The organism is Caballeronia sp. S22 (genome assembly GCF_964261745.1).
Taxonomy (GTDB): Bacteria; Pseudomonadota; Gammaproteobacteria; order Burkholderiales; family Burkholderiaceae; genus Caballeronia; species Caballeronia jiangsuensis.
This window is the reverse complement of sequence record NZ_OZ180038.1, coordinates 909,255-931,553: the sequence shown is the minus strand read 5'-3', so window position 1 is coordinate 931,553 and position 22,299 is coordinate 909,255. Positions and strand designations below refer to the sequence as shown.

General features: G+C 64.3%; 22 protein-coding genes. 14 read left to right on the top strand and 8 right to left on the bottom strand.

Annotation, left to right across the window (positions count from 1 at the left end):
* Positions 1 to 15: 15 nt before the first annotated feature.
* Positions 16 to 1,389, bottom strand: coding sequence for a murein biosynthesis integral membrane protein MurJ (gene murJ, locus ACEN42_RS30950; protein WP_187609375.1), 1,374 nt, complete (start codon positions 1,387 to 1,389; stop codon positions 16 to 18).
* A 112-nt stretch (positions 1,390 to 1,501) separates the two neighbouring features.
* On the opposite strand from murJ, the gene ACEN42_RS30945 reads away from it, so the two are divergent.
* Complete coding sequence (locus tag ACEN42_RS30945) at positions 1,502 to 2,698, top strand: glycosyl hydrolase family 28-related protein (protein WP_371883461.1); 1,197 nt, start codon at positions 1,502 to 1,504, stop codon at positions 2,696 to 2,698.
* 87 nt (positions 2,699 to 2,785) lie between these two features.
* The gene (locus ACEN42_RS30940) at positions 2,786 to 3,103 is read left to right on the top strand and encodes a hypothetical protein (protein WP_371883460.1); all 318 of its coding nucleotides are present in this window, start codon (positions 2,786 to 2,788) and stop codon (positions 3,101 to 3,103) included.
* A 56-nt stretch (positions 3,104 to 3,159) separates the two neighbouring features.
* Here the strand turns inward: ACEN42_RS30940 and ACEN42_RS30935 are convergent, their stop codons facing one another.
* The 3 genes from ACEN42_RS30935 to ACEN42_RS30925 all read right to left on the bottom strand — a co-directional run bounded on the left by ACEN42_RS30935 (position 3,160) and on the right by ACEN42_RS30925 (position 6,246).
* Positions 3,160 to 3,678: an OmpA family protein gene (locus ACEN42_RS30935; RefSeq protein ID WP_371883459.1), complete on the bottom strand. Its 519-nt coding sequence runs from the start codon at positions 3,676 to 3,678 to the stop codon at positions 3,160 to 3,162.
* A gap of 205 nt (positions 3,679 to 3,883) precedes the next feature.
* Positions 3,884 to 5,233, bottom strand: a complete 1,350-nt coding sequence (gene eno, locus ACEN42_RS30930; protein WP_371883458.1) for a phosphopyruvate hydratase — start codon at positions 5,231 to 5,233, stop codon at positions 3,884 to 3,886.
* Positions 5,230 to 6,246 carry a phosphotransferase gene (locus tag ACEN42_RS30925; protein ID WP_371883457.1) on the bottom strand — a complete coding sequence of 339 codons (1,017 nt, stop codon included), beginning with the start codon at positions 6,244 to 6,246 and terminating at the stop codon, positions 5,230 to 5,232. Before ACEN42_RS30925 ends, eno begins: the two co-directional genes overlap by 4 nt.
* 187 nt (positions 6,247 to 6,433) lie before the next feature.
* Here ACEN42_RS30925 and ACEN42_RS30920 point away from each other — a divergent pair, with 187 nt between their 5' ends.
* Positions 6,434 to 7,459, top strand: a complete 1,026-nt coding sequence (locus ACEN42_RS30920) for an SGNH/GDSL hydrolase family protein (RefSeq protein WP_371883953.1) — start codon at positions 6,434 to 6,436, stop codon at positions 7,457 to 7,459.
* A gap of 20 nt (positions 7,460 to 7,479) precedes the next feature.
* On the opposite strand, the gene ACEN42_RS30915 is transcribed toward ACEN42_RS30920, so the two are convergent.
* The 4 genes from ACEN42_RS30915 to ACEN42_RS30900 are packed head-to-tail and all read right to left on the bottom strand — an operon-like array spanning position 7,480 to position 11,263.
* Positions 7,480 to 8,310 carry an amidohydrolase gene (locus tag ACEN42_RS30915; RefSeq protein ID WP_371883456.1) on the bottom strand — a complete coding sequence of 277 codons (831 nt, stop codon included), beginning with the start codon at positions 8,308 to 8,310 and terminating at the stop codon, positions 7,480 to 7,482.
* Between the two features lie 13 nt (positions 8,311 to 8,323).
* The gene (locus tag ACEN42_RS30910) at positions 8,324 to 9,154 is read right to left on the bottom strand and encodes a sugar phosphate isomerase/epimerase family protein (protein ID WP_371883455.1); all 831 of its coding nucleotides are present in this window, start codon (positions 9,152 to 9,154) and stop codon (positions 8,324 to 8,326) included.
* Positions 9,151 to 9,891, bottom strand: coding sequence for an SDR family NAD(P)-dependent oxidoreductase (locus ACEN42_RS30905; protein WP_371883454.1), 741 nt, complete (start codon positions 9,889 to 9,891; stop codon positions 9,151 to 9,153). The genes ACEN42_RS30910 and ACEN42_RS30905 overlap by 4 nt, the downstream gene beginning before the upstream one ends.
* Positions 9,892 to 9,913: 22 nt before the next feature.
* Positions 9,914 to 11,263, bottom strand: coding sequence for an MFS transporter (locus tag ACEN42_RS30900; protein WP_371883453.1), 1,350 nt, complete (start codon positions 11,261 to 11,263; stop codon positions 9,914 to 9,916).
* 157 nt (positions 11,264 to 11,420) lie between these two features.
* Between ACEN42_RS30900 and ACEN42_RS30895 the strand changes: the two genes are divergently transcribed.
* From ACEN42_RS30895 to ACEN42_RS30845, 11 genes are all read left to right on the top strand, one after another.
* Positions 11,421 to 12,338, top strand: a complete 918-nt coding sequence (locus ACEN42_RS30895) for a LysR family transcriptional regulator (RefSeq protein ID WP_238290002.1) — start codon at positions 11,421 to 11,423, stop codon at positions 12,336 to 12,338.
* Positions 12,339 to 12,436: 98 nt separating this feature from the next.
* On the top strand, positions 12,437 to 13,054 hold the full coding sequence (locus tag ACEN42_RS30890; protein WP_371883452.1) for a dihydrofolate reductase family protein: 618 nt from the start codon (positions 12,437 to 12,439) through the stop codon (positions 13,052 to 13,054).
* A 68-nt stretch (positions 13,055 to 13,122) separates the two neighbouring features.
* Entirely contained in the window at positions 13,123 to 13,905 is a 783-nt protein-coding gene (locus ACEN42_RS30885) for a DUF4239 domain-containing protein (protein WP_371883451.1), read from the top strand.
* Between the two features lie 106 nt (positions 13,906 to 14,011).
* Positions 14,012 to 16,396 carry a bifunctional salicylyl-CoA 5-hydroxylase/oxidoreductase gene (locus ACEN42_RS30880; RefSeq protein WP_371883450.1) on the top strand — a complete coding sequence of 795 codons (2,385 nt, stop codon included), beginning with the start codon at positions 14,012 to 14,014 and terminating at the stop codon, positions 16,394 to 16,396.
* A gap of 2 nt (positions 16,397 to 16,398) precedes the next feature.
* Positions 16,399 to 17,160, top strand: a complete 762-nt coding sequence (locus tag ACEN42_RS30875) for an SDR family NAD(P)-dependent oxidoreductase (RefSeq protein WP_238289987.1) — start codon at positions 16,399 to 16,401, stop codon at positions 17,158 to 17,160.
* Positions 17,157 to 17,717 carry a MarR family winged helix-turn-helix transcriptional regulator gene (locus ACEN42_RS30870; RefSeq protein WP_187608385.1) on the top strand — a complete coding sequence of 187 codons (561 nt, stop codon included), beginning with the start codon at positions 17,157 to 17,159 and terminating at the stop codon, positions 17,715 to 17,717. Before ACEN42_RS30875 ends, ACEN42_RS30870 begins: the two co-directional genes overlap by 4 nt.
* 11 nt (positions 17,718 to 17,728) lie before the next feature.
* Positions 17,729 to 18,580 (top strand): enoyl-CoA hydratase family protein, encoded by an 852-nt coding sequence (locus tag ACEN42_RS30865; protein WP_371883449.1) that lies wholly within the window; start codon positions 17,729 to 17,731, stop codon positions 18,578 to 18,580.
* Complete coding sequence (locus ACEN42_RS30860) at positions 18,581 to 19,762, top strand: acyl-CoA dehydrogenase family protein (protein ID WP_371883448.1); 1,182 nt, start codon at positions 18,581 to 18,583, stop codon at positions 19,760 to 19,762.
* Positions 19,759 to 20,208, top strand: coding sequence for an acyl-CoA thioesterase (locus ACEN42_RS30855; RefSeq protein ID WP_371883447.1), 450 nt, complete (start codon positions 19,759 to 19,761; stop codon positions 20,206 to 20,208). The genes ACEN42_RS30860 and ACEN42_RS30855 overlap by 4 nt, the downstream gene beginning before the upstream one ends.
* Positions 20,205 to 20,600, top strand: coding sequence for a RidA family protein (locus tag ACEN42_RS30850; RefSeq protein WP_187608389.1), 396 nt, complete (start codon positions 20,205 to 20,207; stop codon positions 20,598 to 20,600). Before ACEN42_RS30855 ends, ACEN42_RS30850 begins: the two co-directional genes overlap by 4 nt.
* 12 nt (positions 20,601 to 20,612) lie before the next feature.
* Positions 20,613 to 22,250 carry an AMP-binding protein gene (locus tag ACEN42_RS30845; RefSeq protein ID WP_371883446.1) on the top strand — a complete coding sequence of 546 codons (1,638 nt, stop codon included), beginning with the start codon at positions 20,613 to 20,615 and terminating at the stop codon, positions 22,248 to 22,250.
* The last annotated feature ends 49 nt before the right edge of the window (positions 22,251 to 22,299 follow it).

Genomic DNA, 22,299 nt, shown 5'->3' with positions numbered 1-22,299 from the left:
CCGACGATCCTGCGATCAGTCGTGACCTTGCTCGCTCTTGCCGACATAAGGCGGCGCGAAGCGGGTCCAGAAGAGATAGCAGGCCAGCACACTGGCCGCGCCCACTCCGGTGCCGAGCGGCACGCCCAGCGGACCGTAGAAGCGAATCAGAACCGCATTGGCGGCCAGCTTGGTCGCGAAGCCCAGCACGGAAATGACCGTGATCGCCCTGTAGCGCGCTTCGCTCGCGAACAACTGGATCAGCACGCACATCCCGAAAGAGAAGGGTATCTGCGAAAGCCCGAAGCGGAACAGGCTCGTGACCGCGATCGTGTCCTCGCTCGTGAACGCGCCCTTCTGAAAGAACAGCTTGATCGCATACGGCGCGAAGATATAGGCGATCGCGGCGCCGACCGATCCCACGGCCAGCATCACGAACGACCACTTGATGGCCGTGCTGCGCGCCCGCGCATGATCGCCGCGATGCAGGATTTCCGAAAGGATCGGCAGGGTTGCCCGGCTGATCGCGATCGCGCCCATGCTCACGAGCAGCGAGAGCAGGCGGTTCGCGTAGCCGAGCGTCGCGATGGCGCCATCGCCCATATGGGCCATGAAATACTGATCGACGGGAAGCCACAGATTCGCGACCACCGAGCCGATCAGCAGCATGCCCATCGAGCGCGTCATGCCCGGCCACTCCTTCGCCCGCAGCGACAGACGCGGACGCGCGGGCACGGCATCGGCTCTCTTCGCGAGTATCCGGAGCCACGCCGCCTGGATCACGATGCCGATCGTCGTGCCCACGATGAGCGGCATGGTCGAGGTGTTGTCGCGCGCGCTCAGCACGAAGACGAGCAACGCGATCGCCGGCACGCATTCGAGCAGCGTGTTGATGTGCTTTTCGGAAGCCTGGAGCCGGGCGGCCGAGATGCAGATCGTGAAGGCCAGTACGCCGACCGGCGTCATCCCGACGACCATCTGACGGCACATCTCGCGGGTCGATTCGGCGAGGCTTCCCGAGAAGAAGCCCACCATGTGAGGCCAGAAAAAATAGAGCAGCAACGAAAACACGATGCCGATGGCGAGTCCCGCCCCTTCGAGCTCGCCGAGAAGCTGGTTCTGCCGGGCCTTGTCGTTTCTGAGCGCGACGAGCGCCGGAACGAGCAGCACGCTCAACTGGTTCGTGATCGTCGCGGGCAGCCAGGTGACGAGCGTGAGTGCGAGCTGATAGGCATCGACGGTGCCGCTGATGCCGTATCGGTACGCGATCGCCATTTCCTTCGATGCGCCGATGAACTTCCCGGCGAGCACGAATAACAGCAGGACGAAAGCGCTCCTCGCGATGCGCTTGTGATCCTGATGAACGCCAAGCAGACGCTCCCTTAGCGATTGCACTGTTGCGGTCAGCACGCTTCCTCCGGCAAATGAACCCGATCCGCGCAGGACCGGCTGGCCGCTTGCGCACCGAGGGAGCGTGCATCAAAGGCGACGGGCGGACTGTTCGCCACGCCACCGGCGCGCGATGATGCGGTTTGGCGCCAGCATTTCGCACGCTCGCCTGGTGTGCTACCGGGCAGAAGTCGGCAGCCATAACGTGCGAGAGTTGCGGCTGCGCGACGGCTTACCGAGGCCTCGCCATCGAGAAATCCAAAGCGTGCATGGGATGTCAATGAAGAAATCGATCGTGGTTGGCGTGATATTGATTGTCGTTTCCTTGCTCGTGATCAACACACCCGGCGTAACCAGACACTTTCAGACGGTCTACGCTGCCTGGGACGATGGCCGTCTCCTGGATCGCCTTACATTGCATAACCTCATGCGCTGGTGGCGGCAGTTCAGAGACGAACGCGACAGCGGCGCCCATCGCGCGAGCCTCACCAGTTCGCCGGTCCCGGCGACGGCGAGTTGCCCGGACACTTCCTTCACGCCGCCCAAACTGGTCGATCCGCGCAGCCCGAAGGCTTTCGGCGCCACTGGCAACGGCAAGACCGACGACACCAGGGCCTTTCAGGCCGCGATCGATGCCGGCGACGTGCTCGTGCCCGCCGGAACCTATGTGCTGAATCACACGGTGGTCATCACGGCAAGTAACCGGCATATCCAGTGCGAGCCCGGCGCGACGCTCAAAAAGACGGTCCGCGAGGACAGCAACATGTTCAACTTCGAGGGTCCGTCGACGGGGAATAGTCTCGTCGGCTGTAACTTCGTGGGCGCGAATCCGACCCGCATCCGTGACTGGGACAGCCCCGGACATTACGATATTCCGGTGCAGACCAACGGCGCGGTTGACAACTTCACGCTCGCGGGCAACAGCTTCCGAGATTTCTTCGGCCAGTCGATGTTCCAGACCGAAGGGCAAGGCGGCGGGACCGGCGCTGTTCTCGTGTTCAACTCGTTCGCCAACTGCCCGCTCTACGGCATCGCGCTGGTTGGCTCGGTCAAGGGACGCATTGCCTACAATCTGGCCGATAACTGCCGCATGGGCCCCGAGAACAACGACGCCACGCAGGACACCGGCGGCAACGTCCTCGAATGCAACCGCATGATCAACGGCGGCAATATCACGGGCGGGTCCAATGGCGAGGGCGGCGTCGACTATAGCGGGAATGTCGTCCGTCATAACATCCTCGACGGCGGCTATATGCAGGTCAGCCCGCCCGAACGCGGCAAGGCGGCGAGATATATCGACAACACCTGCAACGACTGCGGGACTGAATGAGCGCTCATTCTTCGCTCATTGTCGACGCCCACAATCCTTCTCAACCGATGCGTGACCACGCCGCACCGCGTTTCCAGGAGAAGGATCATGAAAAAAATCGGTTATGTCGCTGTCGCTACGCTGCTTGGTGCCGGACTGGTGGGTAGCGCGCAGGCGCATGTGTTCGTCGGCATGAGTGTGGGGATGCCGGTTGTGCCTGTCGCGCCTGTCGTGGCGGTTGCGCCGTACGCGCCCGTGATTCCGGTGGCGCCCTTTGCGCCGGTTGCGCCGGTTCCGGTCTATGCGCCGCCAGTCGCTTATTACGCGCCGCCCGCTACGGTGTATGCGCCGTCTGTCGCGGTGGGTTATTGGGGCGGGCGTCCGGGATGGGGATATCGGCATTACGCGGCTGGATACTGGAGGTAGTCGGCCGAGTTTCAGCCGACCTCCGACAGCACTCGCCGATCAGCAAGTGACTTGCGTCAGTTCCGCTTTGCCGGCTTGCCCATGATCGAGTCGAGCGATTCACCGATCACCACGATTTCCGTGCGGCGGTTTTTCGCCTGGCCTTCGGGGGTGGCGTTGCTTGCTGCGGGGCGGTCGTAGGCGAAGCCCTTCGTGGTGACGCGCGAGGATGCGATGCCTCGCTCTTCCAGCGCGCCCGCGACCGTCTGCGCACGCGATTCGGAAAGCGCCTGGTTGTATTCGTGCGTACCGGTATCGTCGGTGTGTCCTTCGACGATCACGGACTTCTTGCTGCGCTTGAGCAACACGACCGCGCGCTGGATGGCGGGTCCGGAATCGCCGCGCAGACCGGATTTGTCGAAGTCGAACAGCACGCGGTCGGGCAGACGCACTTGCACGCCGTCGGGCGTTTGCGTGACTTCGATGCCTACTTGCTGATTGAGGGCGATCTCCTTGTCGCGATCGGGTCCGGTGGCACAGGCCGACAAAAGGGAGATCGAAAGCGCGCACGCGGTGAGAGAGAGGAACTGCTTCATGTTGCTTCCTGCTGTGGTGGTAAAGGGTTCAGCCCCAACGGACTCCTTTCCGATTGCTCGACGTCTGCAATTCGAATGAAAGTGGGAAATTATTGCCCAAAAATTCCTTGCCCGGAGACGAGTACATCTCGCAGTCCGAATGGTTCGCGAAGGATTACCGACTATTCAAAAGCTTAGAGGTAGTTCGATGACGTCAATTTTCGGATTAGTCTGAGTTCCAGACGCATCGCGCAATCTGGAACCTGGCCACCGTCGACGCAACACGTTTCGCGACTTCACGCTTATCGACTTCGCGACAACACCGCCGCCCCAGCAAACCCATCGCCCCACCTTCCTCGATCCGAATGCCTTCATTCCACTTCGCCATCCGCTCGGACCGCGAGAACGACCCGACCTTCAACTGCCCCGCGTTCCAGCCCGTCGCAAGATGGATGATCGACACATCCTCGGTTTCCCCCGATCTCGCCGACACAATCGACGCATAGCCATGCTTCCTCGCCGCCCGAAGCGCCGCGAGCGTCTCCGTCACGGTACCTGCCTGATTGAGCTTGATGAGCGCCGCATTGCAAGCCCCTTTCGCCGCAGCGTCCTCGATAAGCGCGGCGCGCGTAACGAAAAAGTCATCGCCCACGATCTGCACCTTACTTCCCGCCGCTCGCGTGAACGCGATCATCCCCGCTTCATCGTCTTCCGATAGCGGGTCTTCAATCGAGACAATCGGGTATCGCTCAATCCACCCCAGCAACTTCTCGATCATCGCGTCGGTATCGAGCCGCACGTTGTCCAGGCCAAGCGTGTACTGTCCGCCCTTGCCGAATTCCGACGCGGCGATATCCAGCGCGATGCCCATATCCGTGCCCGGAACGAAACCCGCCGCTTCGATCGATGCGACCAGCACGTCCATCGCCTCCTCGTTGCTGGAGAACGCGGGCCACCATCCGCCTTCGTCCGCCACGCCCTGCGCCGCGCCGCGTTTGCGCATCAGCACACCGGCGTGTCGATAGACCTCGGCGGTCATTTCGAGCGCCTGCGCGAAACTCGTGGCCGATGTCGCGATCACCATGAAATCCTGCACATCGACGCGCCGTTCCGCATGCGCACCGCCGCCGAAAATCTGGATCTGCGGAAGCGGCAACGTCACCTGCTCGTCGCCCGCGACGTAACGCCAAAGCGGCAAGCCTCGCTCGTTCGCGGCAGCGTGCAAGGCGGCAAGCGATGTCGCGATCAGCGCGTTGCCGCCGAGCCGCGACTTGTCCGGCGTGCCATCGAGCGCGATGAGCATCGCATCGATCGCCGCCTGTTCCGCGACCTCGTGGCCTCGCAACGCGGGCGCAATCTCGCGCGCGATGCCGGCGATCGCCGTCTTGACGTCCCTGCCATCGAACGCCGTGCCGCCATCGCGGAGTTCCATCGCTTCGCGCGAACCGCGAGACGCACCGGCCGTCGCGATGCCGCGTCCCCGCGCGCCCGTTTCAGTGACGATTTCCACTTCGACAGTCGGCCGTCCGCGCGAATCCCAGATACGTCGCGCTCGCACTTCTTCGATTCGACTCATACGGAAAACTCCCTTTGCCAGAACGTTGTGATGTCGGAGAGCGTGCTGTCCGGCCGTCCGATCAGTTCGATCGCGGCGGCGCGCACGCGAGCGCGGCGGTCTTCGTCGAGATACTCCACCGGCGATTTGCCGTCCACGCGCGCCAGCAGCAGCGCCGCGAGCAGCGATGCGACGCGGTCGAGCAACGCGTCCGGTTTTGTCCACGCGATATGCGGCACATAACGCTCGACCAGCTTCGCAAACGACACCAATAACGCGGCAAGCGCACCCGGCGAGCGCGCCGATTTGAGCAGGAAATGATTGAGGCAGAAGGCCACATCGAAGGCAGGATCGCCGTACCACGCGCATTCCGCATCCAGGATCACCGGCCCGGCCGGTCCCAACAGGATGTTCTTCGGGCTGACATCGCCATGAACGAGCGCTTCTCGCGTGGCCGCCGTGCGCTCGATCAGCGAGCGCAGCGCCGCCGCCACTTGCGCGTTTTGTCGAGCGGCTTCTTCCAGATACGGTTCGAGACGGATCGCGTGAAAGGTAGCGTCATTGGCGAACCGGGCGGCGATCTCCGCGTCGCCGGCCGTCGCCGCATGAATCCGGCCCAGCACGTCGCCCAGTTGCGCCGCGATCTCCGGATCGACGCGGCCATCCATCAACTCGCGTTTCCAGTTCGCGTATGTCGGCGGGAGAAACGCCATGACGAAGCTCTTGGTTTCGTGATCGACGCCGAGCACTTCGGGCACATGCCCCGGCACGATCCGGCCAGCCGTCCGAAGCCAGCCGATCTCCGCATAGACGCGCTCGACCGGCACGATCCAGTCTTTCGCGACCTTGAGCTTCGGCAGAGCCTGCTTCAGGCAATAGGTCTTGTCGCCGATATCGAGCCGGAAAATATTCGAGGACACGCCGCCGGTCAACGGTGTCAGCGTCGCGGAGGCGACGTCATCGGCAAGATGGAGTCGTCGCAGCAGATGCGCGAGTGCGGAAGGATCGCCTGCAAGATCGATGTAGTGGTCCACCCCTGGCGTCCTCGCAGCAGTGTTTCGAACGAGCCGTCGTCGGCCAATGGTAGCCGATTCGCCACGGGAAACACGCGAGGCGCATCTTTCTTGCTTACCGATGTTCCAGACCGCAACTCGCACGCGGCCGACGACCAACCGCCATCGCGGGCAATCCCGCCCCGGCCGGGGCTGGCACGGAGGAATGATGCGTCATACCCGAATCACCCCCGGCATTCGCCACGCAATTTCTGCCATCCTAATTGCACTGCTTACCTCATGCGGCGGCAGCAGCGGCGACTCGGGCGGAAGCAGTTCTTCGGCGCCCGCGGGCGGCGTCAAGTTGCAGGTCGTGGCGTTCGGAGACAGTCTGTCGGACGTCGGAACGTATCAGCCGATCGCGAGCGTGGTCGGCGGCGGACGATTCACGACGAATCCAGGGCAAGTATGGTCCCAGGACGTCGCGCAGTATTACGGCGACACGCTCACCGCGGCTTTCACGATCGACCTCGGGCACGAACTGAAGGCTCAAAGCGGATTGGGCTACGCGCAGGGCGGCGCCACGGTCGCCACGCCGGCCGATCAGAATCAGTTCCTGACGGACGTGATCGGCAATGTCGAGATGCCGGTCACGCAACAGATCTCGAGCTATCTGTCGTCGCACGGCAGTTTCAATTCGAGCCAGCTCGTGCTCGTCTGGGCCGGTGCCAACGACGTGCTGCGCGCGGGCAGTCCGCCCGCCGCGAACACGACCGTGCAGACCGCGGCGACCACGCTCGCGCAACAAGTCGCGCAGATCGTGCAGAGCGGGGGCGTGCATGTCGTGGTGGTCAACGTGCCGAACATCGGACTTTCGCCCGATGGCATCAAGTCGTCGGATGGCGGCGGCAACTTCACCCAACTGTCGCAGCTCTTCAACGCGACGCTGAACTCCGCCCTGCAATCGAACGGTCTGCAGGGCAAGGTCATCGTCGTCGACTCCTACACCTGGACGACGCAGACCATCGCGAACTTTCAGGCCAATGGCTTCACCGTGTCCAACACGGGTCAGGCATGCGATCCGTCGAAAACACCGCACGACACGTCGCTGCTCTGCTCGCGGGCGACTTACGTCTCGTCGAACGCGGACCAGACTTACATGTTCGCCGACGATCTCCATCCGACGACGCGCATGCACGCTCTCTTCGCGCAATACGTCGAGCAGCAGATCGCGGCGAGCGGGCTGGGGCACTGATCGCGACAGCGCCCGTTCGCCTACGCGCCGAAACCGAAAATCCGGCGCGGCGTCTCCCATTGAATCTGTCGACGGACTTGCGCATCGGGCACGATCTGCTCGAACAGCGTCAGCAGCGGCCCATAATCGAGCCGCTCCGGAGCCCGAAGGAACGGCCAGTCCGAACCCCAGACGCAGTTTTGCGGCCCGAACGCGCGTAGCAGCGCCTGCGCATACGGCCACGCGTCTTCGTACGGATGCGCGCGCGCCGAGTACTTCTGCCAGCCCGACAGCTTGACGCTCGCGCGGCCGCTGTCCGCGAGTCGCAGCAGCGCCTGAAAGCCGGGCTGCGCGATGCCCGCGCCGATGTCGGGCCGCCCGCCGTGGTCGATCACGATGGGCGCGGCCTGCCGCGACAGCCAGGATTCGAGCGCGACCATCTGGTCACCGGTTACCTGAATCTGCGCGACCATGCCGAGGTCCGCGAGCGACGCGAAGAGCGCGCCCGCGCCGAGCACGGCATCGACGCCTTCCATCGCCGGATTGAACGCGACACCGGCGACGCCCGCGCGATGCAGCGCTGCAAGCTCGTTGGGCGATATGTCGTCATCGACCACGGCGATGCCGCGCAGGCGTCCTTCGTATGTCTCCAGTGCATCGAGCAGGCATCGGTTGTCGGTCCGGTAGCCGCTCGTCGGACCGACGAGCAGTGCATGCCGCACGCCATACGCATCCATCACCCGGACGAACTGCGCAGCCGTGCCGATTTCCTGCTGCGCGGGCCGATACGGCGTGTCTTCCCGATACGGAAAGCGCGCGGGATCGAACACGTGGCAGTGGCAGTCGATCTTGTCTTCTTCGAATACGCTCATCTCTGTTCCCCATTCAGACCGACACGACGCCGATCCCGTCGACGACGCGCCGCGCCGCGCCGAACGCAAGCGCCAGCCGCGCGTCGGCGGGCAGCGACGGATACGGCATCTCCACGCTCAGCGCCACATCCGCGGGCAACGCGCGCAGCAGCGCGTCGAGCGGCAGCGCGCCGTCGCCGGGCGGCAGGCGATCGGTGCGCGCTTCGCGGATCGCATCGTCGTCGCTGGCGGGAGGCGCGGCGCGCGCATCGCACAGTTGCGCGGAACCGATCCAGCCGGGCGGCATCCTTGCGATATCGTCCGGCGTGCCGCCCGAGCGCGACAGATGCAGCGCGTCGACGAGCACCGCGAGATTCGGATGACCGACCCGCGCGATCATCTCACGAGCTTGCGCGAGCGAGCCGACATGCCGCCAGCGCATGAATTCCAGATCGATGCGCAAGCCGAACGGACGGCCGAGTTCGGCCAGCGCGGCGAGACTGGCGGCGAGCCGGCCCTCGTCCGGATCATCGCCCGATACGTTCACGCAACGCGCGCCGAGCGACGCCGCCGCTTCGAAGAGCGGCGCGAACGAAGCGGGATCGAGCGCCGGCACGACGGGAATGAATTCGACGTCATGTACCGCGATGCCTTCGCCCGCGAGTGCGTCCCGCAATTCATGGAGCGCCGCGGTACCGGACGCCATCGGATACGCGACGCCGCCCGGCACCGCCGGATGCATGCGCAGACCGACCGCATCGAAACCCGCACGCGCGGCGAGCCGGACCCACGGCACGGGCGCAACATCCAGCGCGGTCAGATGCGCGACCGCGAGAGGCCGAGCCAGAAGCGGAGCGGCCTTCAATACGTGGCCCTCCCGCCCGTCAGATCGAAGGTGAAGCCCGTCGTGAAGCTGCACGCGGGACTCGCGATCCAGCTCACCATCGAGCCGACTTCGTCGATCTGCAGGAAACGGCCCATCGGAATCTTCGCCTTGCTCGCCTCGATGTGCTGCTCCGACATCTCGTTGAACAACTCCGTTTCGACCATCGCGGGCGCGACGCAGTTGATCAGCACGTTGTCGCGCGCCAGTTCCTTCGCGGCCGACTTCGTGAACGCGATCACGCCCGCTTTCGCGGCGGAATACGCCGAGATGTACTGCACGCCCTCCTTCCCGGCGATCGACGCGACATTGACGATACGCCCGCCGCCCCTCGCGCGCATATGCGGGATGGCGGCGCGGCAACAGTAGAACACGCTGTTCAGATCGACATTGAGCACACGCTGCCACGCATCGACGGGATATTCCCAGCTCGGCGCGACGGGTCCGTTGATGCCCGCGTTGTTGACGAGAATGTCGATATGCCCGAGCGCCGCGACGGTCGCCTCGAACGCGCGCCCGACCGATTCGTGCGATGCGACATCGACCTGCTGCAGATGATCGGCTTCGAAGCCGAGACGCCGCGCATCGCAGCCGGCGACATCGAGGTCCCAGATCGCGACGCGCGCGCCGTCGGCCTTGAGCTTGCGGGCGATGCCGAGGCCGATCCCGCGCGCGGCGCCCGTCACGATGGCGATGCGGCCGTCGAGAGAGTGACTCATTGCAATGATTTCCTTGAGGTCTTCAGATGGAGGAGGAAGCGGAGCCCGCGAATTCGATCCGCTTGATATCGCCGACGACGAACACATAGGAGAGCGCGCCAAGCAGCGTCACGGCCGAGATGAAGGCGAGCGCATACACGAACGAGCCTGTCGCGTTGACGATCAGCCCGACCACGAGCGGCGTGACGATGCCGGCCGCATTCGCGAACAGGTTGAAGATGCCGCCGCTCAGGCCGAGCAGCCCCTTCGGCGCGATATCGGAGACGATCATCCAGGCGAGCGCCGACATCCCTTGCGCGAAGTACGCAACGCACAGGATCGCGATCACCACGGTGATCGAATCGACGTAATTCGCCAGCACGATGCTCGATGCGGCGACGAGCCCGGCGATCACCGGCAGCTTGCGCGACCAGTTCAGCGAGATGCCGCGACGCAGCATCGCATCGGAAATCCAGCCGCCCGCGAGCGTCCCGACCGACGCGGCGATGAACGGCAGCACGGCGACCATGCCGACCTTCAGCCACGGCATGTGGCGTTCCGTGACGAGATAGGTCGGAAACCAGGTCAGGAAGAACACGTTGGTCGAATTGCACGCGAACTGGCCGATGCAGATGCCGAGCATGCTGCGGCGGCGCAGGAGCGCGGCGATATCGGACCAGCGAAAGCGCGTCGCCTGCTGGCTGCCGTCGACCACGCCGCCGCCGCTCGCGATGTAGTCGAGCTCGGCGCGATTCGCCCGTTTCGACTCGTGCGGTTCGCGAAAGCGCATGAGCCAGATCGCGCCGAACACGATGCCGACCGCGCCGACGATGCCGAACAGCGCACGCCATCCATAGCGATGATCGATCCAGAAAAGCAGCGGGCTCAGAAACGCGAGACCGACATACTCCGCGAAGGTGTAGACGCCCGTCGCGCGGGCGCGCTCGCTCTGCGGAAACCATATCGCGACGACGCGGCTGTTGGTCGGAAAGCACGGCGCCTCCGCAATGCCGATCAGGAGCCGCATGATCAGGAGCGAGACGAAGCCCGTCGCGAGTCCTTGCAGACCGGTGAACAGCGACCACAGCGTCAGCGCGAAGAAATAGGTCCAGCGAGTGCCGATGCGGTCGAGCATCACGCCGCCCGGAATCTGCGACGCGGTGTAGGTCCACGAAAATGCGGAGAAGATCACGCCCATCAGCGCCGGCGTCAGACCCAGTTCGTGGCTCATGCCGGGCGCCGCGATCCCGGCGACGCTGCGATCGAGGTAGTTGATCATCGTGCCGATCGCGAGCAGCGCTAGGATGCCGAAGCGCGCGCGGGTGCGCGTCGCGGCCGGCGCCGCCGCAGCGGCTTGCGCGCCGATCGCGCGAGGCGAGTGGGTCTGGTTCATCGTGTCTCCGTCCAATGTTTTCCGGTCTGGGCGCCGCCGTGGCAAAGGCCCGACGCGTCCTGGAAATACTAGAGAGTTGCCCGTGGGCTGTCGTATGCCGAGTTTCGGCTACCCTATAACCTTTGGTTAATCGCCCGAACGGGCAGCCGGAGAACCGATGCGCTTCAAGCTGCGGCAAATGGAGGTGTTTCGCGCGGTCATGCTGACGGGCTCGATCAATGCCGCGTCGAAGATGCTGTATGTGTCGCAACCGGCCGTCAGCAAGCTCGTCGCGCATACCGAGACCACGCTGGGACTGCGCCTCTTCGAGCGCGCGAAGGGCCGCCTGATTCCGACCGCCGAGGCGCAGGCGCTGTTTCGCGAAGTCGAGCAGGTTTATCAGTCGGCGCTGCGCGTCGATGAATTCGCGCGGGCGCTCGCGCTCGGCCCGGCAAGCCTGCTGCGTATCGCGTGCAGCCCGTCGCTCGCGCCGGCCGTCGTCGCGCCGGCTATCGTCGAACTGAAACGGCAGTTGCCGGGGCTCAGAGTCGACTGGCATACGACGCTCATGGCCGACATGCCGCTGGAAGTGCTGAGCAAGAGCGTCGAAGTGGCGGTGACCTCGCTGCCGATCGAACACGAGCATCTCGAAGTCGTGCCGTTCATGCGCGGACGGATGGTATGCGTGCTGCCGCCGGATCACCCGTTCGCCGCGCGCGAGCGGATCGCGCTCGCGGACCTCAAAGACGAACCGATGATCCTGTTCAGGCGCGACATTCCGTTCGGCACGATGATCGCGCGGGCGTGCCAGCAGGCCGATGTCGAGCTGACCTCGGCGGTCGACGTGACACGCGCCGATCAGGCGCTCGCGCTCGTGCGCGGCGGACTCGGGCTCGCCATCGTCGACGAATACGCGACCGGCGGGATCGACTGCATCGTGCGGCCGCTCGTCGAAGATCTGGAGATGGTATCGACGTTCGTCTATTCGAAGTTCTCGCCGCCGTCGAGGAGCGCGATGGTGCTGATGCAGGCCGTCTGGCGACGCGCCGACGAACTGGGCCGGCGGATTGGCAACATGCCGGGCGAATCGAGTTGAGCGGCACTCGTTTTGGTGCGCATGAGCGTTGTCGATTTACCCGCGAGCCGCTCGTCGTCTAGATGGACCGATCGAGTCCGTCGATATGGAGAACATTTATGCGCAAGCTCATCGTTTCGGCTTTCATCAGTCTGGATGGCGTGATTCAGGCCCCCGGCGGCCCGACCGAAGATACCAGCGGCGAATTCCGTCTGGGTGGCTGGATCGTGCCTTATGCCGACGAAGCCATCGGCCAGCACGTGCAAAGCCTGCTCGCGCAGCCGTTCGATCTGCTGCTCGGGCGCCGTACTTACGACATCTTCGCGTCGCACTGGCCGCACGTTCCGGCCGATTCGAAGAGCCGCGCCATCGCCGACGTGTTCAACCGTGTCGCCAAGCACGTCGCCACGCATCGGCCCGATGGTCTCGACTGGCAGAACAGTCACGCGCTGCAAGGCGGTCTCGCCGACGCGGTGCGCGCGCTCAAACAAGCGAACGGCGCCGATCTGCTGACGTTCGGAAGCGGCGACATGGTGCGTCAACTGCTCGCGGCTGGTCTCATCGACGAGCTTTGCCTTCTGATCTACCCCGTCATGCTGGGACGCGGCAAGCGCCTGTTCAGCGACGACGCGCAGGTGTGCGCCTTCACGCTGGCGCATTCGACGCAGACGCCCGGCGGCGTGATCGTCACGCGCTATATCCGCGACGGCGAAGTGCGCACGGGCGCGTTCGAATAGGGCGCACCGCTAAACCAATCCCGCTTGTGCTTAAATGTGCTTTCCGTTCAGCCACGGAGCACGTCCCGATGACGAGTACCTGGTTGCATAACCTTCCGTTATGGGAAATGACGCTCGTCGTTTTCGGCGTGGTCGGCATCGCGGGAGCGGCGATCCATGTCGTGGCTGGCCGGCTTGCGGCAAGCGCGCATCGGCGGTCGTTCATCGCGCTTTCTCCCGGTCTGCTTTCGCCGATCGGCGTCATCTTCGGCCTGCTCATCGCCTTCACCGCCGCGCAAGTCTGGAACGATACGTCGCAGGCCAACGCCGCGGTCGATACGGAAGCGGGCGCGCTTCGCTCCGTCGTCGTCCTGTCCGCGGTTTTCCCGGAAGACGCGCAAGCGCAACTGCGCAAACTGGTGCGCGAATACATCGAGTACACGGCGACGACCGAATGGACTTCGATGGCGCAAGGCGTGGTCACCCTGAAGATCAGCCCGCCCACGCTGAACCAAGCGATGCAGTTCGCGCTCTCGTTGCCGGCGAACACGCCCGGACAACAGACCGCGCAGCACCAGGTCGCGGTGTCTCTCGAACAGGCGCTCGAAGCCCGTCGCCAGCGCATTCTGGTGAGCCGCTCCGAGGTCAGCGGCATCAAGTGGCTGTGCCTGGGCATTCTCGCCGCCTGCCTCGTCTTCGCCATCGCACTGATTCATGGCGAAAACCGTTTGACGTCCGCCGTCGCGATCGGCTTATTTTGCGCGTGCCTCGCGACCACCGTGTTGCTGATCCTTTCGCATGATCGCCCGTTCTCGGGCGCGATCGCCGTCTCGCCCGAACCGCTGTTGCAGGTCATCCCCGAGGATCGATGATTCCACCGGCATCTTTCGCACGTTCGTTCGATCGATTATTTACTTGACATCTAAACTATCTAAACCTAAATTATCGATGTGAAAAGACAACGGTCGGAGAGCGAGCATGCGCATCGTCTGCATTGGCGGAGGCCCGGCGGGCCTGTATTTCGGGCTCTTGATGAAGCACCGCCACCCTGGCTACGACATCACCGTCGTCGAGCGCAACCGGCCGTATGACACGTTCGGCTGGGGCGTCGTGTTCTCCGACCAGACGCTCGGCAACCTGCGCGCGGCGGACCCGCAAAGCGCCGACGCCATCCTCGATGCGTTCAATCACTGGGACGATATCGAAGTGCATATCGGCGGCCGCACGATCCGCTCATCGGGTCATGGCTTCTGCGGCATCGGCCGCAAACGTCTGCTGAACATTCTGCAAGCGCGTTGCGAAGAACTCGGCGTGAAGCTCGTGTTCGAAACGCATGTCGTGAACGACGACGACTACGACGCCGACCTCATCATCGCGAGCGACGGCGCGAATAGCGCGGTCCGGCAGAAATACGCATCGACCTATCAGCCCGACATCGATATGCGCGATTGCCGCTTCGTGTGGCTCGGCACGAACAAGTGCTTCGAGGCCTTCACGTTCGCATTCGAAAAGACCGAATGGGGCTGGTTCCAGGCGCATGCCTATCGTTTCGACGACAACACATCGACGTTCATCGTCGAAGCGCCCGAGCGCGTATGGCGCGCGGCCGGCCTCGCCGACATGAGCAAGGAAGACGGCATCGCATTCTGTGAAAAGCTCTTTGCAAAGTATCTCGACGGCCACGCGCTGATGTCGAACGCCACGCACTTGCGCGGCTCGGCGCAATGGATTCGCTTCCCGCGCGTCGTGAATCGCGAATGGGTGCATTGGCGCGATGGCGCGAACGGCAAGCGCACGCCTGTCGTGCTAATGGGCGATGCGGCGCATACCGCGCACTTCTCGATCGGTTCCGGCACGAAGCTCGCGCTCGAAGACGCGATCGAACTCGCGAACAGCATCGACACCGCATTTGCAAAACAGAACGGCGATCTCGAAGGCGCGCTCGCGCATTACACGCAGGTGCGCAGCGTCGATGTGCTGCGCATCCAGAACGCCGCGCGCAATTCGACGGAATGGTTCGAGCATGTGGACCGTTACGCGGCCTTCGAACCGGAGCAGTTCGCGTACTCGCTGCTCACGCGCTCGCAGCGCATCTCGCATGAAAACCTGCGCGAACGCGATGCGCGCTATCTCGCCTCGTTCGAAGACTGGCTCGCCGGGCGCGCGGGTATCGAACGCGATGCACAGCAACGTTCCGTGCCACCGATGTTCACGCCGTTCAAGCTGCGCGGCGTCACGCTGAAGAATCGCGTGGTCGTATCGCCGATGGCGCAGTACTCCGCCGTCGATGGCGTCGCGGGCGACTATCACCTGATGCATCTCGGCGCGCGCGCGATGGGCGGCGCCGCGCTCGTGATGACGGAGATGACGTGCGTGTCGCCCGAAGCGCGCATCACGCCGGGATGCCCCGGCATGTACGCGCCGGAGCATCTTGCCGCGTGGACGCGCATCGTCGATTTCGTGCACGCGCAATCGGATGCGAAGATCGGCATGCAGATCGGACATGCGGGCGCGAAGGCATCGACGCGCGTGAGCTGGGAAGGCATCGATCAACCGCTCGACGATGGCAACTGGCCGCTCGTGTCCGCTTCGCCGCAACAGTATCTGCAAGGCGTGAGCCAATGGTCGCGCGAGGCGTCGCAGGAAGAACTGCGCGAGATCGAAGCGCAATTCGTGCGCGCCACCGAGATGGCGGCGCAAGCGAGCTTCGACTGGCTCGAATTGCACTGCGCGCACGGCTATTTCCTGTCGAGCTTCCTCTCGCCGCTGACGAACCAGCGCACCGACCAATACGGCGGCTCGCTCGAAAATCGTCTGCGCTATCCGCTCGAAGTATTCGCGGCGATGCGCGCGGCATGGCCGCAAGACAAGCCCATGTCCGTTCGCATTTCCGCGCACGACTGGGTCGATGGCGGCACGACGCCCGACGATGCCGTCGAGATCGCACGCGCATTCAAGGCAGCGGGCGCGGACATGATCGACGTGTCGTCGGGACAGGTCAGCAAGCAGGAAAAGCCAGTGTACGGCCGCATGTTCCAGACGCCGTTCGCCGATCGCATCCGCAACGAAGCGGGTATCGCGACGATCGCCGTCGGTGCGATATCGGAAGCGGATCACGTGAACAGCATCATCGCGGCGGGACGCGCGGATCTCTGCGCGGTGGCGCGTCCGCATCTCGCGAATCCATCGTGGACGTTGAACGAAGCCGCGAAGATCGGTTACTTCGATGTCGCGTGGCCGAAGCAGTATGCCGCCGCCAAATCGCAACTCGAACGCAATCTGGAACGCGAACGCGCGCTCGCCGCCGACAACGCGCGCCTCACGCCGCAAGAACGCGCGCAACGCGCCGAAGGAACGGTCTGATCATGACGGCTATCGCTGATAAACACGCGGTCATCACGGGCGGCGGCAGCGGCATCGGCGCATCGTGCGCCCAGGCGCTCGCACGGGCGGGCGCGCGCATCACGCTGATGGGCCGAGATCTCGCGCGCCTCGAAGCGCAACGCGACGCGATGCGCGCTCATGGCGATGTCGCGTGCGTGAGCGTCGATGTCACGAACGAAGCCGCGGTCGAAGAAGCGTTCTCGCGCGTCGGTGCCGTCGATATCCTCGTCAACAACGCAGGCCACGCGCAGGCCGCGCCCTTCACGCATACCGACGCCGCGCTCTGGCAACGCATGCTCGACGTGAACCTCACGGGCGTGTTTCTCTGCACGCGCGCCGTGCTGCCTTCGATGCTCGAACGCGGCTATGGCCGCATCGTGAATGTCGCGAGCACGGCGGGGCAAGTCGGCTATGCGTATGTCGCCGCGTATTGCGCGGCGAAGCACGGCGTCATCGGTCTCACGCGCGCGCTCGCGCTCGAAGTCGCGACCAAAGGCGTCACCGTCAACGCGGTGTGCCCCGGCTACACCGAAACCGAACTGCTGCGCGCATCGCTCGATCAGATCATGTCGAAGACCTCGCGCAGCGAACAGGACGCACGCGATGCGCTCGTGCGCCACAACCCGCAACGCCGCTTCGTGCAGCCGGAAGAAGTCGCCAACGCCGTGCTATGGCTGTGCGCACCCGGTTCCGACGCGATGAACGGTCAGTCCATTTCCGTATCAGGTGGAGAAGTCACGTGACCCACGCCGCACGCAACAAGAAAGCGACCGCCGCGACGGAGCAGAAAACGCCGCGCAAGGGCATCGAGAAGCCGGCGGACAATGTCGTCGATCTGGAAATGAGCACGGGCGCCGACAGCCACATGGGACTGCGCCTGTGGCTGCGCATGCTCACGACCACGAACCTCGTGCAAGCCGAATTGCGCAAACGCCTGCGCACGGAGTTCGATACGACCTTGCCGCGTTTCGATCTGATGGCGCAGCTCGAACGTCATCCGGAAGGGCTGAAGATGACCGAGCTATCGCGCCGCATGATGGTCACCGGCGGCAACGTGACAGGCATCACGGATCAGCTCGAAAAGGAAGGGCTCGTCTCGCGCTATACCGATCCGAACGATCGCCGCTCGACCAGCGTGCGTCTCACGCCGCAAGGCCGCACCGCATTCGACAAGATGGCGACCGCGCACGAGCAATGGGTCGTCGAAATGTTCGGCGGCCTCGAACTGAACGAGAAATCGCAGACGCATCAGCGGCTCGGCAAGCTCAAGCAGCATCTGATGAATACGCTCAAGGACTGAAGGAGACAGCGATGACCTCATCCGCCGCCGACGCGCTTCTCGCCGGCAACCGCACCACGCTCGCGGACTATCGCGCGACGCACTTCGGCTGGTCCGTGACCAACGGCGTCGCGACCATCATGCTGAACCGCCCCGAGCGCAAGAACCCGCTGACGTTCGAATCGTATGCGGAGTTGCGCGACCTGTTTCGCCGGCTCGCCTATGCGACCGATGTGAAAGCCGTCGTGATTCACGGTGCGGGCGATAACTTCTGTTCCGGCGGCGACGTGCATGAAATCATCGCGCCGCTCATCGATTTGCCGATGCCCGAGCTGTTGCTCTTCACGCGTATGACCGGCGATCTTGTCAAGGCGATGCGTCATTGCCCGCAGCCGGTCGTCGCCGCCGTCGATGGCGTCTGCGCGGGCGCGGGCGCGATCCTCGCGATGTCGTCCGACATGCGTCTTGGCACCGCGCGCAGCAAGCTCGCGTTCCTGTTCGCGCGCGTCGGCCTCGCGGGCTGCGACATGGGCGCGTGCTCGATCCTGCCGCGCATCATCGGCCAGGGACGCGCGTCCGAACTGCTCTTCACGGGCCGTTCCGCGAGCGGCGACGAAGGCTATCAATGGGGCTTCTACAACCGGCTCTGCACGCCCGAAACCCTGCTCGACGAAGCCGCGAAGCTCGCGTCCGAACTCGTCGCGGGCCCGACCTTCGCGCATGGCATCACGAAGAAGATGCTGCATCAGGAATGGAGCATGAGCATCGACGAAGCGATCGAATCGGAAGCGCAGGCGCAGGCCATCTGCATGAGCACGCGCGATTTCGAACGCGCTTACCGGGCCTTCGCTGCGAAGACGCGGCCCGTGTTCGAAGGAGACTGAATGAACGCCGATCTGCACGGCGCGCTCGCGTGGCCCTTCTTCGATGAACGCCATCGCAAACTCGCGCGCAATCTCGATGCATGGGCAAACGCGCATCTGAAGCACGTCGATCACGCCGATACCGACGCGGCCTGCAAGCGCCTCGTGCGCATGCTGGGGGACGCGGGCTGGCTCAGGCATTGCATCGGCGGGACGCAATACGGCGCATCGAACGACACGATCGATACGCGCGCCGTGTGCCTGCTGCGCGAAACGCTCGCGAAGCACGACGGCCTCGCGGACTTCGCCTTCGCGATGCAGGGGCTCGGCTCCGGCGCGATCTCGCTCGCGGGCACCGACGAACAGAAGGCGCGCTATCTGCCGCGCGTCGCGAACGGCACGGCACTGGCTGCGTTTGCATTGTCCGAGCCGGAAGCGGGTTCCGATGTCGCGGCGATGTCGCTCGATGCGCGCGCCGATGGCGACAGTTACGTGCTGAACGGCGACAAGACCTGGATCTCGAACGGCGGCATCGCGGATTTCTATGTCGTGTTCGCGCGCACCGGCGAAGCGCCGGGCGCTCGCGGCATCAGCGCGTTTATCGTCGATGCCGATACGCCGGGATTGCAGATCGCGGAACGCATCGACGTGATCGCGCCGCATCCGCTCGCGCGCCTGCATTTCGATAACGCGCGCGTGCCGCGCAGCCAGATGCTCGGCGCGCCGGCCGAAGGCTTCAAGATCGCGATGCGCACGCTCGATATCTTCCGCACGTCCGTCGCGGCCGCGTCGCTGGGCTTTGCACGCCGCGCGATGCAGGAAGGCCTCGACCGCGCCGCGTCGCGCAAGATGTTCGGCCAGACGCTCGGCGATTTTCAACTGACGCAGGCCAAGCTCGCGCAGATGGCGCTGACCATCGATACGAGCGCGCTGCTCGTCTATCGCGCCGCGTGGTTGCGCGATCAGGGCGAAAGCGTCACGCGCGAAGCGGCGATGGCGAAGTGGCACGCGAGCGAAGGCGCGCAACAGGTGATCGACGCCGCCGTGCAGTTATGGGGCGGCCTCGGCGTGAAACGCGGCATGGCGGTCGAATCGCTGTATCGCGAGATTCGCGCGTTGCGCATCTATGAAGGCGCGACGGAAGTGCAGCAACTGATCGTCGGACGAGACTTGCTGAAAGCGCACGGAGAACGTCAACGATGACACGCACCTTCGACATGCCGATGCGCATCCGCTTCGCGCATTGCGATCCGGCGGGCATCGTCTATTTTCCGCAGTACCTCGTGATGACAAACGCGCTCGTCGAGGACTGGTTCAACGATGCACTCGGCATCGACTACGCACGGATGATCTCCGCGCGCCGCGTCGGTCTGCCCATCGTCAAGCTCAATTGCGAGTTCGCGCGGCCGAGCCGCATGGGTGAGACGGTGACGCTCGCGCTTGCCGTCGATTCCGTCGGGCAGCGCTCGATTCGTATCGATATCGTCTGCCATTGCGAGGGCGAAGTGCGCTTTCGCGCGAAGCAGGTTCTGGTCACGACATCGCTCGACGATGGCCGCTCGATCGACATTCCCGGCGATATCGCCCGCGCCATCGAACATTTCGCGCCGGGCACGAGCCGCGCATTGAACGAGGAGACACGCTCATGAAAAAGACCCTTCTGCCTTCGGGCTGGATCAAGCCGCGCGGCTACGCGAACGGCGTCGCGGTGCGCGGCACGCAGGTGTATATCGCCGGGCAGATCGGCTGGGACGAAGAGGCGCGCTTCGTCAGCCGCGAGTTCGGCGCGCAGGCCGTGCAGGCGCTGCGCAACGTCGTGGCCATTCTGCGCGAAGCGGGCGGCCAGCCCGCGCATCTCGTGCGCATGACGTGGTATGTGACCGACAAGCGCGCCTATCTCGCGGCGGCGAAGGAAATCGGCGCGGCGTTTCGCGAGCTGATCGGCGATTACGACATCGCGATGAGCGCGGTGCAGGTCGTCGCGCTCATCGAAGACGACGCGCTGGTGGAAATCGAAGCCACGGCTGTCATCCCCGACTAAGCGGAGAGCACGATGGAACGGTCAGCACACGTCGATACATTCGCGCGCGATCATCTGCCGCCGCAGGAACAATGGCCGGTGTTCATGCTCGACAACGCGGATGTCGCCTATCCCGCCCGCTTCAATTGCGCGACCGAGTTGCTGGATCGCGCAATCGAACGCGGCTACGGCGATCGTCCCGCGATCTGGTCGGAGCGAAACGGCGAACCGCATGCGACGACTTATCGCGAGTTGCGCGTGCTCGTGAATCGCAGCGCGCATGTGCTCGTCGATGAAATGGGCTTGCGTCCGGGCAACCGCGTGCTGCTGCGCGGGCCGAATACCTTGCAGATGGCGGTCGCGTTCTTCGCGGCGCTGAAGGCGGGTCTCGTCGTCGTGCCGACCATGCCGCTGCTGCGCGCGAAGGAACTGAAGCAGATCATCGACAAGGCGCATATTTCGGCGGCGTTATGCGATGTGCGCCTGACCGAAGAACTGAAGCGCTGCGAGACGAAGGGCGACGAGTTCCATTGCGAAGGACTCGCGCGGGTTCTCATGTTTCACGACGACGCGCCCGGTTCGCTCGAATCGCTCGCGGCGGCGATGCCCGATCAATTCGATGCCTGCGATACCGCCGCCGACGACGTGTGCCTCATCGCGTTCACGAGCGGCACCACGGGCGCGCCGAAGGGCTGCATGCACTTCCATCGCGATGTGCTTGCGATGTGCGATCTCTTCCCGCGACACATCCTTGAACCCACATCGGACGATGTGTTCTGCGGCACGCCGCCGCTCGCGTTCACGTTCGGGCTCGGCGGCCTGCTCTGCTTTCCGCTGCGCGTGGGCGCATCGACGGTATTGCTCGAAAAGCTCACGCCGGAAACGCTGCTGCGAACCGTCGAACGTTATCGCGCGACGATCATGTTCACCGCGCCGACGTTCTACCGGCAGATGGCGCCGCTCATCGCGGGCTTCGACGTGAAGAGCCTGAAGAAGACCGTGTCCGCGGGCGAAGCCCTGCCCGATTCGACACGCACGCTATGGCGCGAAGCGAGCGGCATCGAGATGACCGACGGTATCGGCGGCACGGAGATGATCCATATCTTCATTTCGTCGGCGGGCGCGGACGTGCGCGAGCACGCGATCGGACGCGCGGTGCCGGGCTACGTCGTGCAGGCCGTCGACGATGCAATGCAGCCCGTGCCGCCCAATACGCTCGGCAAGCTCGCGGTGCGCGGCCCGACGGGCTGCCGCTATCTCGCCGACGAACGTCAGTCGAAGTTCGTGCGCGACGGCTGGAATCTGCCCGGCGATTCCGTCATGATCGATGAAGACGGTTACGTGTTCTATCAGGCGCGCGCCGACGACATGATCGTATCGGCGGGCTACAACATTTCCGGCCCTGAAGTGGAAAGCGTGCTGATGCAGCACGAAGCGGTTGCGGAATGCGGCGTGATCGGCGTGCCCGATGAAACGCGCGGGCAAGTGGTGAAGGCATTCGTCGTGCTCAATCCAGGCTTTACGGGCGACGATGCGCTCGTCGCCGCATTGCAGGACTTCGTGAAGCGCACTGTCGCGCCTTATAAATATCCGCGCGTCGTGGCCTTTCTCACTGCGTTGCCGCGCACCGAAACGGGCAAGCTCAAACGCTTCGCGTTGCGCTCGATGTAGCGGGAAGGAAAGACGTTTGCTTGGTAGAGTACGGGGCATGCCCGCCGCG

Coding starts and splice junctions, on each gene's coding strand:
- ACEN42_RS30945 (WP_371883461.1), top strand. CDS start 1,502: ATGATGCGGTTTGGCGCCAGCATTTCGCACGCTCGCCTGGTGTGCTAC.
- ACEN42_RS30940 (WP_371883460.1), top strand. CDS start 2,786: ATGAAAAAAATCGGTTATGTCGCTGTCGCTACGCTGCTTGGTGCCGGA.
- ACEN42_RS30935 (WP_371883459.1), bottom strand. CDS start 3,678: ATGAAGCAGTTCCTCTCTCTCACCGCGTGCGCGCTTTCGATCTCCCTT.
- eno (WP_371883458.1), bottom strand. CDS start 5,233: ATGAGTCGAATCGAAGAAGTGCGAGCGCGACGTATCTGGGATTCGCGC.
- ACEN42_RS30920 (WP_371883953.1), top strand. CDS start 6,434: ATGCGTCATACCCGAATCACCCCCGGCATTCGCCACGCAATTTCTGCC.
- ACEN42_RS30915 (WP_371883456.1), bottom strand. CDS start 8,310: ATGAGCGTATTCGAAGAAGACAAGATCGACTGCCACTGCCACGTGTTC.
- ACEN42_RS30905 (WP_371883454.1), bottom strand. CDS start 9,891: ATGAGTCACTCTCTCGACGGCCGCATCGCCATCGTGACGGGCGCCGCG.
- ACEN42_RS30900 (WP_371883453.1), bottom strand. CDS start 11,263: ATGAACCAGACCCACTCGCCTCGCGCGATCGGCGCGCAAGCCGCTGCG.
- ACEN42_RS30895 (WP_238290002.1), top strand. CDS start 11,421: ATGCGCTTCAAGCTGCGGCAAATGGAGGTGTTTCGCGCGGTCATGCTG.
- ACEN42_RS30890 (WP_371883452.1), top strand. CDS start 12,437: ATGCGCAAGCTCATCGTTTCGGCTTTCATCAGTCTGGATGGCGTGATT.
- ACEN42_RS30885 (WP_371883451.1), top strand. CDS start 13,123: ATGACGAGTACCTGGTTGCATAACCTTCCGTTATGGGAAATGACGCTC.
- ACEN42_RS30880 (WP_371883450.1), top strand. CDS start 14,012: ATGCGCATCGTCTGCATTGGCGGAGGCCCGGCGGGCCTGTATTTCGGG.
- ACEN42_RS30875 (WP_238289987.1), top strand. CDS start 16,399: ATGACGGCTATCGCTGATAAACACGCGGTCATCACGGGCGGCGGCAGC.
- ACEN42_RS30865 (WP_371883449.1), top strand. CDS start 17,729: ATGACCTCATCCGCCGCCGACGCGCTTCTCGCCGGCAACCGCACCACG.
- ACEN42_RS30860 (WP_371883448.1), top strand. CDS start 18,581: ATGAACGCCGATCTGCACGGCGCGCTCGCGTGGCCCTTCTTCGATGAA.
- ACEN42_RS30855 (WP_371883447.1), top strand. CDS start 19,759: ATGACACGCACCTTCGACATGCCGATGCGCATCCGCTTCGCGCATTGC.
- ACEN42_RS30850 (WP_187608389.1), top strand. CDS start 20,205: ATGAAAAAGACCCTTCTGCCTTCGGGCTGGATCAAGCCGCGCGGCTAC.
- ACEN42_RS30845 (WP_371883446.1), top strand. CDS start 20,613: ATGGAACGGTCAGCACACGTCGATACATTCGCGCGCGATCATCTGCCG.